This window comes from Micromonospora sp. BQ32, assembly GCF_059358895.1.
Window position 1 is genome coordinate 19,067 of the sequence record NZ_JCADBI010000015.1, and the last position, 13,612, is coordinate 32,678.

Sequence of the window (13,612 nt, forward strand, 5' to 3'; positions counted from 1 at the left end):
ACGGGGCGGTCAGTGGGTGGTGGGTGCGGGCTGGACCAGTTCGACGAGGACGCCGCCGGCGTCCTTGGGGTGGACGAAGTTGATCCGGCTGTCCGCGGTGCCGCGTCGGGGAGCGTCGTAGAGCAGCCGCATCCCACGCTCGCGCAGCGCCGCACAGGCCGCGTCGATGTCCACCACGGTGTACGCGACCTGCTGCACGCCCGGCCCGTTGCGGTCCAGGAACTTCGCGATCGTCGACTCCGGGGTGAGCGGGGCGAGCAACTGCACGCAGCCGCCCTCGGTGGTCGGCCCGACGGCCAGCATCGCTTCCCGAACGCCCTGCTCGGTGTTGGTCTCCACGTGTACGCAGCGCATCCCGAACGTCCGCTGGTAGAAGTCGATCGCGGCGTCCAGGTCGGCCACGGCGATCCCGACGTGGTCAATCTTGCGAAGCCCGATGTCTGTGACGTAGTCCGCACCGGGCTCGACGGGGGAGTTCTCTGCCATGGCGCTAGTCTGGCCGAACAATCGTTAAGGCGTACAGCTCGGCACCCCTTCGGAGGCAGGCATGGCTTCGGTGATCGTCAGCGGCGCGCGGACCCCGATGGGCCGGCTGCTGGGCAACCTCAAGGACCTCCCGGCCACGAAGCTCGGCGGGATCGCCATCAAGGCGGCGCTGGATCGTGCCGGCGTCAGCCCGGACCAGGTCCAGTACGTGATCATGGGGCAGGTGTTGCAGGCCGGCACCGGTCAGATCCCGGCTCGGCAGGCGGCGGTCGAGGCCGGCGTGCCGATGTCCGTGCCGGCGCTGACCATCAACAAGGTCTGCCTCTCCGGCCTGGACGCGATCGCCCTGGCCGACCAGCTGATCCGGGCCGGCGAGTTCGACATCGTGGTGGCCGGCGGCATGGAGTCGATGACCAACGCCCCGCACCTGCTGATGGGCCAGCGCACCGGCCACAAGTACGGCGACGTGGTGGTCAAGGACCACATGGCACACGACGGGCTCAGCGACGCCTGGGACTGCTGCTCAATGGGCGAGTCGACCGAGCGGCTCGGTGCCAAGCACGGCATCTCCCGCGCGGAGCAGGACGCCTTCGCCGCCGCCAGCCACCAGCGGGCCGCCGCCGCGCAGAAGAACGGCCACTTCGCCGACGAGATCGCCCCGGTGGTCATCCCGCAGCGCAAGGGCGACCCGCTGGTGATCACCGAGGACGAGGGCATCCGCCCGGACACCACAGTCGAGTCGCTGGCCAAGCTGCGCCCCGCCTTCGCCAAGGACGGCACCATCACCGCCGGCAGCTCGTCGTCGATCTCCGACGGCGCCGCCGCGGTGCTCGTGATGAGCAAGGCCAAGGCGAAGGAGCTGGGGCTGACCTGGCTGGCCGAGATCGGTGCGCACGGCAACGTGGCGGGCCCGGACAACTCCCTGCACTCGCAGCCGTCCAACGCGATCAACCATGCCCTGAAGAAGGGCGGCCTCAGCGTGGCGGACCTGGACCTCATCGAGATCAACGAGGCGTTCGCGCAGGTTGGTGTCCAGTCCACCCGCGATCTCGGGGTCAGCCCGGACAAGGTCAACGTCAACGGCGGCGCGATCGCGCTGGGTCACCCGATCGGCATGTCCGGCGCGCGCCTCGTCCTCACCCTCGCCCTGGAGCTGAAGCGGCGCGGTGGTGGCACCGGCGCGGCGGCGCTCTGTGGCGGCGGTGGCCAGGGCGACGCGCTGATCATCCACGTGCCGGGCAAGGCTGAGACCGCCCAGTGAGCGAGGCTGAGCACGTCCCGGCAGCGGGCACCACGTCGGTGCGCCGCAGCCGGGACGTACCGCTGCTGGTCGAGCGGGCCCGGGCGGGCGACCCGCGCGCGGTGGCCCGCCTGATCACGTTGGTGGAGAACGGCGACGCGCTGTTGCCGGCGATCGCCGCGGCGCTGGCGCCGTACGCCGGGCAGGCCCAGGTGGTCGGGCTGACCGGCTCACCCGGGGTGGGCAAGTCGACCACCACGAACGAGCTGGTCCGCGCGCTGCGGGCGCGCGGGCATCGGGTGGGTGTGCTGGCGGTGGATCCGTCCAGCCCGTTCACTGGGGGAGCGATCCTCGGCGACCGGGTACGGATGCAGGACCACGCCACCGATCCGGGCGTCTACATCCGGTCGATGTCCAGTCGGGGGCACCTCGGCGGGTTGGCCGCGGCGACGCCGCAGGCGGTGAGGGTGCTGGAGGGCGCCGGCTGCGACGTGGTGCTGGTGGAGACCGTCGGCGTCGGGCAGGCCGAGGTGGAGGTCGCTTCGCTGGCCGACACGACGCTGGTGCTGCTCGCGCCGGGGATGGGCGACGCGATCCAGGCGGTCAAGGCCGGCATCCTGGAGATCGCCGACGTGTTCGTGGTCAACAAGGCGGACCGGGACGGCGTCGACGCCACCGTTCGTGACATCCAGGGCATGATCGCTCTCGGTGAGCGCGGGCCGGGGCAGTGGCGGCCGCAGGTGGTCCGGTCGGTGGCCGCGCGCGGCGAGGGCATCGACGACATCGCCGCCGCCATCGACAAGCACCGGGGCTGGCTGGTCGAGCACGGCGAGCTGCGCCGCCGCCAGGAGGCGCGGGCCGCCGCCGAGATCGAGGCGATCGCGCTCGGCGCTCTCCGCGCCCGGATCGGCTCACTGCGCGACGGTACGGAGTTGACCACGCTCGCCACCAAGGTCGCCGAGGGTGCGATCGACCCGTACACGGCGGCGGACGAGTTGCTCGCCCAGCTCGCCCGCTGACCCGGCGTCCCGCCGGCCGGCGCGTCCGCCCTGGATGTACCGGATCGGCACTGTCCGGTGCGGACCGACGTCGCCGCTCGTGCGGCGGTCGGAGCACGCCTCCCGCCCGCAAGCGAAGGTCGCTCTGGTTTTAGTAGGCTCGCGGCGCGTGGCCGGGAGCGTGGCTGCCGCGAAGCGGACTGACGAACCGGTCGGTCCACAGTGCACCGGGACCAGGGGAGATGTGATCATGACGGACGCGGTGGAGAACGCCGGCGCAGCGCAGCCCGCGACGGGTGCGGCCCGGGGTGTCACGTCGGTTTCCGACGAGGTCGTGGAGAAGATCGCCGGGGCGGCCGCTCGTGCGGTGCCCGGTGTCGCCGATCTTGGCGGTGACGTGGCCCGGTTCTTCAACAGTGTGCTGGACAAGGTCGGCCTGGACGCGGTGGGCGACGCTCGCCGGGGCGTCTCGGCCGACGTGAAGGGCGGCTCGGCCGTCATCAACGTGGTCCTGGTGATCGACGCCGGGCACGTCGTGGCCGACGTGACCGAGGCGGTGCGGGCCGCGGTGATCGAGGCGGTGGAGAAGTACGGCCTGACTGTCACCCAGGTCAACGTCACGGTGGACGACATCGAGCTGAACCAGCCCGGAGCGGCCGCGGTCTGAGGCGTCGATGCCAGCCAGCTCACGTTACCCGTGGGTACGGCACGACTTAGCGATCGTTCAGGTAGGGGCCTTACACTCGACGTGCAGTCGAGGACCCGAGGAGGAGCCCTGCTCATGGACGCCGACGAGATCGACGCCGGACGGGCGCGCTGGCAGGCCCGGTATGACGCCGCGCGTAAGCGGGACGCGGACTTCACCACGCTTTCCGGGATGCCGGTGGAGCCCGTCTACGGGCCGCCGGAGGGTGCCACCTATCCGGGCTTCGAACGGATCGGCTGGCCGGGCGAATATCCGTACACCCGGGGTTTGTATCCGACCGGCTACCGCGGGCGGACCTGGACGATCCGGCAGTTCGCCGGCTTCGGCAACGCCCAGCAGACCAACGAGCGCTACAAGATGATCCTCGGCGCCGGCGGCGGCGGGCTCTCGGTGGCGTTCGACATGCCGACGTTGATGGGCCGCGACTCGGACGACCCGCAGGCGCTCGGCGAGGTCGGCCACTGCGGCGTGGCCATCGACACCGCCACCGACATGCAGGCGCTCTTCGACGGCATCGACCTGGCCGGCGTCACCACCTCGATGACCATCTCCGGCCCGGCCGTGCCGGTGTTCTGCATGTATCTGGTCGCCGCCGAGCGGCAGGGCGCCGACCTGTCCAAGCTGGACGGCACCCTGCAGACCGACATCTTCAAGGAGTACATCGCGCAGAAGGAGTGGCTCTTCGACCCGGAGCCGCACCTGCGCCTGATCGGCGACCTGATGGAGTACTGCGCCCGGGAGATCCCGCGCTACAAGCCGCTGTCGGTCTCCGGCTACCACATCCGCGAGGCCGGCTCGACCGCGGCGCAGGAGCTGGCGTACACCCTGGCGGATGGTTTCGGCTACGTCGAACTGGGTCTCTCGCGTGGGCTGGACGTGAACGTCTTCGCGCCGGGGCTGAGCTTCTTCTTCGACTCGCACCTCGACTTCTTCGAGGAGATCGCCAAGTTCCGTGCCGCCCGCCGGATCTGGGCCCGCTGGCTGCGCGACGTCTACGGCGCGACCAGCGAGAAGGCGCTGTGGCTGCGGTTCCACACGCAGACCGCCGGGGTGTCGCTGACCGCGCAACAGCCGGTCAACAACGTCGTACGCACCGCCGTCGAGGCTCTCGCGGCGGTGCTCGGCGGCACGAACTCGCTGCACACCAACGCGCTGGACGAGACCCTGGCGCTGCCCACCGACGAGTCGGCCGAGATCGCCCTGCGTACCCAGCAGGTGCTGATGGAGGAGACCGGTGTGGTCAACGTGGCCGACCCGCTCGGCGGCTCCTGGTACGTCGAGGCGCTGACCGACAAGATCGAGGCCGAGGCGGAGGAGATCTTCGCCCGGATCCGGCAGCTCGGCGGAGACGGGCCGCACCAGATCGGCCCGATGACCTCGGGCATCCTGCGCGGTATCGAGGACGGCTGGTTCACCGGGCACATCGCCGAGTCGGCCTTCGTCTACCAGCAGGCCCTCGAAAAGGGCGACAAGAAGATCGTCGGCGTCAACTGCCACACCGGCACGGTCGCCAAGGAGCTGGAGATCCTGCGCATCTCGCACGAGGTGGAGCTGGAGCAGCGCCGGGTGCTCGCCGAGCGTAAGAGCGCGCGGGACGAGTCAGCGGTCCGCGCGGCGGTGGCCCGGATGATCGAGGCGAGTCGCACCGACGAGAACATGATCCCGGCCATGCTCGACGCGGTCCGCGCCGAGGCGACCCTGGGCGAGATCTGCGACGCTCTCCGCGCCGAGTGGGGCACCTACCGAGAGCCGGCCCGCTTCTAACCCCCGTCCCTGCCTCACCCCTCACCCCCACTCCGTCGATCTTGCGGATTCTGCGCCGACATAAGGCGTGAATGTGGCCTATCGGCAACAGAATGTGCAAGATCGCGGGGGATGGGGGCGGGGGTGAGAGTTGCAACGTCGGGGTTGCGGGTGAGCTGAGATCGGGGGCTCACGTGCGAGACTAGGTAACCATGAGCGACCCACGGATCACCTCGTCGATCTTCACCCGCGGCGCGGTCGACCTCAGCACGCTGCGTGGCCCCGCACCAGCAAGTACCCGCCCCGGCACGCCCCCGCAGGGCGGCCCGTCCAACGGCGCCCCCGGCGCGCCCACCGCCGGCGGTGACACCGCCATCGTGGACGTCACCGAGGCGACCATCCAGTCCGACGTGCTCGAACGCTCGATGGCCACGCCCGTCGTCGTGTTCTTCGGCGCGGCCGGCTTCCCGGAGAGCGACGAGTTCGCCCCGGTCCTGGAGCGGCTGAACGCCGAGGGCGGCGGCACCTGGGTGCTGGCCCGGGTCGACGTGCAGGAAAATCCCCGAATTGCCCAGATGTTCCGGGTTCAGGGCATCCCCATGGTCTACGCGGTCGTCGGCGGCCAGCCGGTCGACGCCTTCTCCGGCGTGGTGCCCGAGGCGCAGCTGCGGCAGTGGATCCAGGCCGTACTCAAGGCCGGCGGCGTGACCGTCGCCGAGCCGGAGGACCCCCGCCTCGACGAGGCGGACGACGCGCTGATGAGCGGCGACCTGGACGCCGCCGAGCAGGCGTACCGGAAGATCCTCGCCGACGCCCCCGCGGACGCCGCGGCCACGGCGGGGCTGGCCCAGGTCGGGGTGGCCCGCCGGGTGGCCGGCGCCGACCCGTCCACCGCGCTGGCCGCCGCCGAGAGCGCCCCCGACGACGTCGCCGCCCAACTGCTGGCCGCCGACATCGAGGTGCTCAGCGGCCTGGCCGAGCAGGCGTACGCGCGGCTCGTCGGTCTGGTCCGGCGCACCGCCGGTGAGGACCGTGAGACGGTTCGCCAACACCTGGTCTCGCTCTTCTCCATCGCCGGCCCGGACGATCCGGCGGTCGCCTCGGCGCGTCGGGCCCTGGCCAGCGCCCTGTTCTGAGTTCGTAGCACGCCAGCGCGGGCCGGCGTTCCGGCCGGCCCGCCCGACCACCGAGGACGGGAGCTCATGATGCGCCGGATCGCCGTCCTCGACGCGCCGACAAATCTCGGTCTACGGCCGCCGACGCCCACGTCGGTCCCGGGTTGCGCCAAGGCGCCCGGGGCGCTGCGCGACCACGACCTGCTGGCCCGGCTCCGCGCCCGCGACGCCGGCTGCGTCACCCCCGCCCGGTACGACCCGGGCGACTGGCGGCCCGGGGACGGGGTGTGCCACGCCCGGGAAATCGCCGACTACTCGCTGGCCCTCGCCGAACGCATCGGCTCGATCATCGACCGGGGCGAGTTCCCGGTGGTGCTGGGCGGCGACTGCTCCGTGCTGCTCGGCTCGGCCCTGGCCATGCACCGCCTCGGCGAAGCCGTCGGCGGGCGGATCGGGCTGGTCTTCGTCGACGGGCACTCCGACTTCCGGCACCCCGGCAACGCCTCCTACGTTGGCGCCGCCGCCGGTGAGGACCTGGCCCTGGTCACCGGGCGAGGGCAGGCCGACCTGGCCGCGCTGGAGGGCCGCCGGCCCTACTTCCGCGACATCGACGTGGTCGTGCTCGGCATCCGCGCACAGGACGAATACCGGCTCGACCTCCAGGCCGCCGGGATCACCACCCGCCCGGTGCCGGCGCTGCGAGCCGAAGGCGCCGCCCGGACGGCGCAGTGGGCGCACGAGCAACTCGCCGACTGCGCGGGCTACTGGGTGCACATCGACGTGGACGTGCTCGACCCGGCGGTGATGCCCGCCGTGGACGCCCCCGACCCGGGTGGCATCGCCTTCGCCGAACTGGAGATCCTGCTCGCCGGCCTGGTCGACACCCCGCACTGCCTCGGCGTGGAGCTGACCGTCTTCGACCCCGACTACGACCCGGACGGCTCGTACGCGGCCGAGATCGTCAACACCGTGGTCGCCGGTCTGGCGCCGGTCACCGCCCCGGAAGCCGTACCGCCCCGACTGCTGTCGGCCCGGCCGACGCCGACCCCGCGCAGGGGCGAAAATTCTCCCTCAGTCACCCCTGGCCGGCCGATTCCGGCCGCCCGTGAGGAGACCCAGACGGCTGCTGCCACGCCCACCATCCCCGCGCCTATCGCCGTCGAGCCCTCCGGTGTCCACTCTTCGGTGGGACGGCTGCCACGCGCCGTGCCGACCTCGGCGGAGTCGGACCTTGGCGGCACGCTCGCCCCGGTGCAGTCAGAGCCGGCGGATATCCCAACTCCGGTCGAGCGGGAGCCGGTCGGCCCACCCGCCTCGGCCGGCCCAGGTCTGCTGCGGCGCCTCGCGCCAACCACCCCGGACACCACCGAGCGACCCAGAACCGACACGGCCTGACCCCAGCTGCCGTCGGGATCAGTGGCCCTGAGTCGGTGACCTGAGATCGGAGCGGAAGGCGAAGGTTGCGGCCCTCTGCTGGATCGCTGTCAGCTCGGCCGTCGTCACCTCGAGGGCGGTGGCGGCGAGGGTCAGTTCTTGCTGCAGGGTCGACCCACTCTCCACCGGGATGTCGGTGTTGAAGCAGATGGGCACGCCTGCCTCCAGGAACGTCCGCGCCGGATGCGGTGCCATCCCGGTGACCGCTCCCAATGCGCGGTTGGAGGAGATCGAGAGCTCGACCATCACGTGATCGTTGCTGAGCCGCTTCAGCAGCGAGCGACTCTGGACCGCGGCGAGCCCGTGGCCGATCCGCTGCGCACCGAGTTCGTCCAGGGCCCGCCATGTACTCGCGAGGTCACCGAACTCGCCCGCATGTACGGTGATTCCCAGGCCCGCCTCACGGGCTGTGTGGAACAGGGCGCGAAATCGCGTGGTGTCACCGTGGTGACTCTCGTCGCCGGCCAGATCGACGCCGACGAAGGTGGCGGGCAGGTCCGGAAGCATCGCCGTGCAGCGGGCGACGACGTCTAGCGTGCTGTCCCGATTGACGAGGAGAACTCCCCTGACAATGGGTCTGCGCAGGGGTTGCATGGCAGCAGCGGCGATGTGGACGAACTCGTGGGTCGAGAGGCCGTCGAGCAGGAAGCGGCGCGGCGAAAGCCGCAGTTCGACGTAGTCCACGCCCTCCCGGCGTTGCTCCGCGTGCACCTGGACGATGAAGTCCCGGAGATCCTGACCGGTCACCGGCAGCCGCGTCCTGTTGCCCACGTCGTGGGCCGCGAAGAACGCCTTCTTGTCGCGGGAGGGTTCACCGGCCGCCAACCCCATCTGGGTCCGTTTCCGCCGCTCGGGCTCCAGGTGAAGGTGCAGGTGCGCCAGCATGACCTAGCGGGGCTTCCGGGTCACGATCTTGGCCCACTGCTGGAGGGTCCTGGCCGACCCGTCCTCCTCCTCGGTCCAAACCCTGACCACCTGCAGCCCTGCTGCCACGGCCATCGCGCAGAGCTGGTCAGCGTCGTAGAGGTAGAAGTGTCGCAAGGTGCCGGAGCCGGCCAGCGGTTCGGTGCGCATGCCCCGCCCCTTCTTCACGGAGATCTGCATCAGGCCGCCCGGGCGGAGGACCCGCGCGAGGTCCGTCAGCGCCTGCCGTACGTCGCGCTGGCCGAGGTGGAGGAGCACCGCAGAGCACCAGATGGCGCCGACCGATGAGTCAGCCAGCGGGATGCGGCGTACGTCGCCGACCACCCGCCCGAAGGGGTGGCCCCACTCCAGTTCGGTGAGCAGCGCGGGAGAGGCGTCCAGGGCGATGACGGTCCGTCCGGTCGCCGCCATGTACTCGGCGTCCCGCCCGGCTCCGGCGCCCGCGTCCAGGATCGGCCCACTCGTGGCTTTCAGGAGGGCGTCGATCTGGCCGGGCAGGGTGGAATTGGCGGCGAACTTCTCGGTGTCGGCCGCGTAGCGGGCGGCGTTGCCCGTGTAGGTGGCGATGGTCTCGTCGACGATCGCGGCACTCAGTTTTTCGCTCATGTGCGTCTCGTTCGGTCGCAGACTTTCCATCGTGATGCGGCAGTTATCAATATAGGGGAAAAGTGCCCAATCCCACCGGTCCGGCTGGCCGAGGCTCTGCGCCCAGATACGTCTGGCGTGCTGGGACGACAGCTTGGGACTCTCCGCGAAGTGACCGCCTGAGGCGGCCCATGAGCAGTAGTAATAGTTCTGCCGACGGCTGGCGGCGGTGACCAAAGGGCTGAGGTCCTCGATGCGGCGACTTCCCTGCGGTACGAGGATGCCCGGATCCACATCCGTTGCCAGGGGTAGGAGGTGGAGGTGGCAGTGGGTGATGCACCCTCCGCCGGACCGACCCGACGCCTTGCCTGACGAGCCGTGCTCGACCAGGGCCACCCGGCACCCGAAGACCTCCTCGATCTCGTGGCCCACCACCCGTGCCGCGGTGTGCAGCACCGCCCGCTCGTGCGGCTCCAGATCACCGCTGCTGGGAACATGGCGGTGCGGTACGAGCAACGTGTAGCCGGGAGCGAGCGACCCGAGCCCGGCCATCACGTCGATGCCGTCGGTGCGGAGAATCAGCCGGGGCATGCTCTCGCTCACGTCGCCTTGCCGGCCGCCGGCCCGGCCGTTCAGCTCGACCTCCAGGCACATCTCGCAATGCTCGACACTCACGTCGATCGCCCCGCGCGAAGGCGGGACCGCGCTCCCCAGATCAGCTGGAACACCAGCAACAACGCCGGGAGGATGAGGCCCACGGCGAGTTCCACCTTGTCGAGCGCCCGGGTGAGGAACAGCACCAGCGCCGTGACGGAGTAGGCGATCGCCAGGCCCCACAACCCGAGAGCCACGCGATGGCGACTCATCCAACTGACGGCGAAGTTGCGCATCAGGAGCGCGCTGGTCAGTTTCCTCGCGTTCGTCTCCGTCTGGACGAGCGCGCAGCCGGGGTAGAGAAGCTGCGCTTCACCATTGGTTACGGGAAAGAGTGCCGCCCGCATCCGGGACAAGGCCGAGACGAAGGGCCAGATCGCCCAGATGGAGTCCCTTGACGGGCTTCTCGGTAATTCCCAGGAACCGGTCTTGCCCTGCGCTTGAAGGATGTGCGAGATCGCCTTGAAGAGCGTCGGCTGAAGTGGGTCGACTCCCGCCGCCAGCAGTGCGGTCACGGCTACCGGGCCGGCGAAGTGCGGCAGGGCGTTTTGGAAGACGAGTGCCCGGTCGCCGTCCGTGTACGGAACGTCAAACTCCTCGACGGTGGAGGACCGCTCGACGTGTTCCCCGGGCACGAGTTTGCCCAGGATCCAGTCGGTCGTCTTCTCGATCGTGTTGATGCTGAGCGCGCCGTCGAGATTGGCGAGGGCGAGGAGGGCGAAGCTGGTGTGCAGCAGGGTCGGTGGCGCACCGGGTAGCGGCCCCCAGGCGGGCGCATCCGGGCTCTGCGCCCCGATGAGCCATTTCTTGGCGTTGTCGATGACGTGGGTGGGGCCGCCGCACTCCTGCAACGCCAGCATGCACAGGGCGGTGTGGAACACACGGGAGGGTTGTCCGGCGTAGGAGCCCCAGCCGAAATCGGTGTTCTGGTTGTCCTCCAGAAATCGTGCGCCGTCCTGGAGGGCGCCAACGGCGGCGAGCCGCCCCGAGCCGGGCGGACTCAACGCTCGTACGACCCACGCGGTCGCCTCGATGATGGGGAACCCGTTGGTGGTGCGCACCGCCCAGCCGGCCCCCTCGCCGTCTGGTCCACGGACCTGCTGGTCGATGAGGTAGCGGATCACCTCGTCGGCGCGTTCGAAATTTTGGCCGGCGAGCCGGAAGGTGAACAGCCCCACCGCAGACGCGGTGATCCCGGGCGACGGATCGTCCAGGAAGTGGTACCAGCCGGCCTCACCCTCGTTGGATCGAAAATTGATCCGTAGGCAGTCGAGAGCCCGGCTGAGGGCATCCGAGATTGTTTTTCCGGAGAGCGTGGCTTCTGGTTGCGGCAAATCGGCTCCACAACGGGCGGGGATGGAAAGAATCGCCGCACCGAGGGCTGTCAGTGCTCCAGGGAAGACGCCACCAACCAACCCTCAGTACGTCTTGTCCTATTGAGCTCCTTGATTTCCTGTGATTCCGGCACCGTACCGGGCCGATTGACGGGCTACCACCCCCGCACTCGTGGGCCCCGGCAGGCGGGCGAGCCGTAGCGGGTGGTAGCCGTGGGGAAGGAGGATGTGCTTCACCCCGTTTGGCAGGGGATATCCGGTGTTCGGTGCCGGATCAGGGCATTGCCATCGCCGTGGCAAGGGATTGGCCGACATCTGACAGTGGGTGCTCGCGTCCGGGTAGGCGACCTTCATCCGCCGCCGGAAAGGGCTGTCCGTCCGCTGCTCGCTCGCGTCACACGAACGAGCAGCGGACCACCGTCAGCGGGCCGGGAGGGCGCGGAGGAAGCGCTCGGTGATCGGGACGGCCGAGGCGGTGCTGGCCCCGCCCTTCTCCACAAAGACGGCGAACGCCACGTCGCCCCGCCAGCCGACGAACCAGGCGTGGGTGTGGGCCGGGTTGTCGTCGTACTCCGCGGTGCCGGTCTTGCCGTACACCTCGCCCGGCACGTCCTTGAGCGCGCTGCCGGTGCCGGTGGTGACCACCTCGCGCATCATCGTGCGCAGCGCCGCCACGGATTCTGGCTTCAGTTGCTCGCCCGCCGGGGCCGGCTTGGCCGGTGCCGGGTCGATCAGCAGCTTCGGCTGCTCGAAGCGGCCGCGGGCGACGGCGGCGGTGGCACCGGCCATGGCGAGCGGGCTGACCAGCGTGGTGCCCTGCCCGAACGATGCGGCGGCCTGCTCGGTCGGACTGCCACCCGTCGAGACCTTGCCGGTGAAGGCGTCCGTGCCGAGGTCCCATTGACCCTCCAGGCCCAGCGAGCGGCCGGCGGCGGCCAGCCCGTCGCCGCCGAGCTTCGGGGCCAACGCGGCGAACGCCGTGTTGCAGGACTTGGCGAAGTCGGTGCGGAACGGCACCGAGCCGAGCTCGAAGTTGTCGGAGTTCTTGAAGGACCGGCCGTCCACGGTGAAGGTCTTCTTGCAGTCCACCGGCCCGTCCAGAGTGACCGCGCCCCGGTCCAGCAGGCCCAGCGTGCTGACCATCTTGAAGGTGGAGCCCGGCGGGACCTGGGCGTTGAAGGCCAGATTCTCCCCGGCCGGCCCGGGGCCGTTCGCCGCGGCGAGCACGGCGCCGTCGCTGATCCGAAGCGCCACCAGGGCGGATCGGCGCGACTCGGCGCGCAGGGCCCCGTCGGCCGCGTTCTGGACGGCGACGTCCAGCGTGGTCTTCAGCGCCTGCCCGGGCTGCGGCTCCCGGCGGAACAGCTCGGTGCCGGTGGGTTCGAGTTTGCCGTCCTCGGTCGGACGCTCGACCACCACGGTCAGCCCGGGGCCGCCGCGCAGTCGTTCGTCGTAGCGGCCCTGTAGCCCGCCGTGCCCGACCAGGTCGCCGGCGACGTACCGGTCGGGGTGTGCGGCGAGGTCGTCGGCCTGCGCCGGGTCGACCGTGCCGAGCAGCGCACGGGCGAACTCGCGGGTGGGCGCCAGGTCGATCTTGTCGGAGACGAACTTCGTGCCCGGCAGGTCGTAGATCCGGGGCTTGATCTGCCGGTAGGCATCCTCGCGCAGCGACACCACCTCGACGAAGGCACCCGGTTCGGCCTTCGCCACCCGCCCGGGCAGGTCGGCCAGGTCGACGCCCGGAACCAGCGCCGGGCGGATGGCCTTGAACGCCGCGTCGAGGTCCTTGACGAGCTTCTTGATGTCGGCGACCCCGTTGGGCTGCACACCCACCCGGACCACCGGACGCGGGGTCACGATCGGTTTTCCGGCGTTGTCCAGCAGTGGGGCGCGGGCGCCGGCGTCGCGGCGCAGCGCCAGCCGGTCACCCTTGGTGAGCTGCTCGTGCACCACCTTCGGCTCCCAGATCACCTGCCACTGGTCGTCGTCGCCGTGGGCGAGCCGTAGCTCCCGGTCGTACGCCCAGCGGGTCTGACCGGGCAGGGCCCACTCGACCTGGACGGTCGTGGTCGCGATGTCCTTCGTGATCTTCGGCTCGCCGCGACGCGTCAGCGTCGGCGGAGTGGCCGCCAGCTCCCCGGAAAGGTCCTTGATCTCGCGCGCCACGTCGGCCGACGGCAGTTTCGTGCCGAGCGGGTCGATCAGCCCGACCGCTTGGAGGTCACCGCTGCGCCACCCCGCGAGGAAGGCGTCGACGGTGCGCTGCGGCCCGTCGTCACCCGAGCAACCGACCAGGACACCCGCCGCGAGCAGTGCCGTGGTGACGGCGGCGGCCAGGCGGCGGGCGGGGTTCGGCCGGTGGGGCCGGGGGTACGACAAGGGCATGGAGCTGG

Annotated in this window: 11 protein-coding genes; 6 read left to right on the forward strand and 5 right to left on the reverse strand. The window is 70.6% G+C overall.

Going from position 1 to position 13,612, the window contains the following annotated elements:
- Positions 1 to 9: 9 nt before the first annotated feature.
- Positions 10 to 486, reverse strand: coding sequence for a methylmalonyl-CoA epimerase (gene mce, locus AC5L30_RS24915; RefSeq protein ID WP_494870053.1), 477 nt, complete (start codon positions 484 to 486; stop codon positions 10 to 12).
- A gap of 61 nt (positions 487 to 547) precedes the next feature.
- Here mce and AC5L30_RS24920 point away from each other — a divergent pair, with 61 nt between their 5' ends.
- The 6 genes from AC5L30_RS24920 (at position 548) to AC5L30_RS24945 (ending at position 7,683) form a co-directional block, all read left to right on the forward strand.
- The gene (locus AC5L30_RS24920) at positions 548 to 1,747 is read left to right on the forward strand and encodes an acetyl-CoA C-acetyltransferase (protein ID WP_494870054.1); all 1,200 of its coding nucleotides are present in this window, start codon (positions 548 to 550) and stop codon (positions 1,745 to 1,747) included.
- Positions 1,744 to 2,745: a methylmalonyl Co-A mutase-associated GTPase MeaB gene (gene meaB / locus AC5L30_RS24925; protein ID WP_494870055.1), complete on the forward strand. Its 1,002-nt coding sequence runs from the start codon at positions 1,744 to 1,746 to the stop codon at positions 2,743 to 2,745. The genes AC5L30_RS24920 and meaB overlap by 4 nt, the downstream gene beginning before the upstream one ends.
- 229 nt (positions 2,746 to 2,974) lie before the next feature.
- Positions 2,975 to 3,391: an Asp23/Gls24 family envelope stress response protein gene (locus AC5L30_RS24930; protein ID WP_494870056.1), complete on the forward strand. Its 417-nt coding sequence runs from the start codon at positions 2,975 to 2,977 to the stop codon at positions 3,389 to 3,391.
- Positions 3,392 to 3,505: 114 nt separating this feature from the next.
- Positions 3,506 to 5,194: a coenzyme B12-dependent isobutyryl-CoA mutase large subunit gene (gene icmA, locus AC5L30_RS24935; protein WP_238659291.1), complete on the forward strand. Its 1,689-nt coding sequence runs from the start codon at positions 3,506 to 3,508 to the stop codon at positions 5,192 to 5,194.
- A 191-nt stretch (positions 5,195 to 5,385) separates the two neighbouring features.
- A complete protein-coding gene (locus AC5L30_RS24940; protein WP_363889790.1) occupies positions 5,386 to 6,309 on the forward strand; it encodes a tetratricopeptide repeat protein in 924 nt (307 codons plus the stop codon).
- Between the two features lie 66 nt (positions 6,310 to 6,375).
- A complete protein-coding gene (locus AC5L30_RS24945) occupies positions 6,376 to 7,683 on the forward strand; it encodes an arginase family protein (protein ID WP_494870057.1) in 1,308 nt (435 codons plus the stop codon).
- 18 nt (positions 7,684 to 7,701) lie between these two features.
- Here the strand turns inward: AC5L30_RS24945 and AC5L30_RS24950 are convergent, their stop codons facing one another.
- The 4 genes from AC5L30_RS24950 to AC5L30_RS24965 form a co-directional block, all read right to left on the reverse strand.
- A complete protein-coding gene (locus AC5L30_RS24950) occupies positions 7,702 to 8,607 on the reverse strand; it encodes an adenosine deaminase family protein (RefSeq protein WP_494870058.1) in 906 nt (301 codons plus the stop codon).
- 3 nt (positions 8,608 to 8,610) lie between these two features.
- Positions 8,611 to 9,885 (reverse strand): methyltransferase domain-containing protein, encoded by a 1,275-nt coding sequence (locus AC5L30_RS24955; RefSeq protein WP_494870059.1) that lies wholly within the window; start codon positions 9,883 to 9,885, stop codon positions 8,611 to 8,613.
- A gap of 17 nt (positions 9,886 to 9,902) precedes the next feature.
- Positions 9,903 to 11,300 (reverse strand): prenyltransferase/squalene oxidase repeat-containing protein, encoded by a 1,398-nt coding sequence (locus tag AC5L30_RS24960; RefSeq protein ID WP_494870060.1) that lies wholly within the window; start codon positions 11,298 to 11,300, stop codon positions 9,903 to 9,905.
- 339 nt (positions 11,301 to 11,639) lie between these two features.
- Complete coding sequence (locus AC5L30_RS24965) at positions 11,640 to 13,604, reverse strand: penicillin-binding transpeptidase domain-containing protein (protein ID WP_494870061.1); 1,965 nt, start codon at positions 13,602 to 13,604, stop codon at positions 11,640 to 11,642.
- Between the last annotated feature and the right edge of the window lie 8 nt (positions 13,605 to 13,612).

Excerpts from the sequence above, each read along its gene's own strand:
- mce (WP_494870053.1), bottom strand. The coding sequence starts at position 486 with ATGGCAGAGAACTCCCCCGTCGAGCCCGGTGCGGACTACGTCACAGAC.
- AC5L30_RS24920 (WP_494870054.1), top strand. The coding sequence starts at position 548 with ATGGCTTCGGTGATCGTCAGCGGCGCGCGGACCCCGATGGGCCGGCTG.
- AC5L30_RS24930 (WP_494870056.1), top strand. The coding sequence starts at position 2,975 with ATGACGGACGCGGTGGAGAACGCCGGCGCAGCGCAGCCCGCGACGGGT.
- icmA (WP_238659291.1), top strand. The coding sequence starts at position 3,506 with ATGGACGCCGACGAGATCGACGCCGGACGGGCGCGCTGGCAGGCCCGG.
- AC5L30_RS24940 (WP_363889790.1), top strand. The coding sequence starts at position 5,386 with ATGAGCGACCCACGGATCACCTCGTCGATCTTCACCCGCGGCGCGGTC.
- AC5L30_RS24945 (WP_494870057.1), top strand. The coding sequence starts at position 6,376 with ATGATGCGCCGGATCGCCGTCCTCGACGCGCCGACAAATCTCGGTCTA.
- AC5L30_RS24950 (WP_494870058.1), bottom strand. The coding sequence starts at position 8,607 with ATGCTGGCGCACCTGCACCTTCACCTGGAGCCCGAGCGGCGGAAACGG.
- AC5L30_RS24955 (WP_494870059.1), bottom strand. The coding sequence starts at position 9,885 with ATGTGCCTGGAGGTCGAGCTGAACGGCCGGGCCGGCGGCCGGCAAGGC.
- AC5L30_RS24965 (WP_494870061.1), bottom strand. The coding sequence starts at position 13,604 with ATGCCCTTGTCGTACCCCCGGCCCCACCGGCCGAACCCCGCCCGCCGC.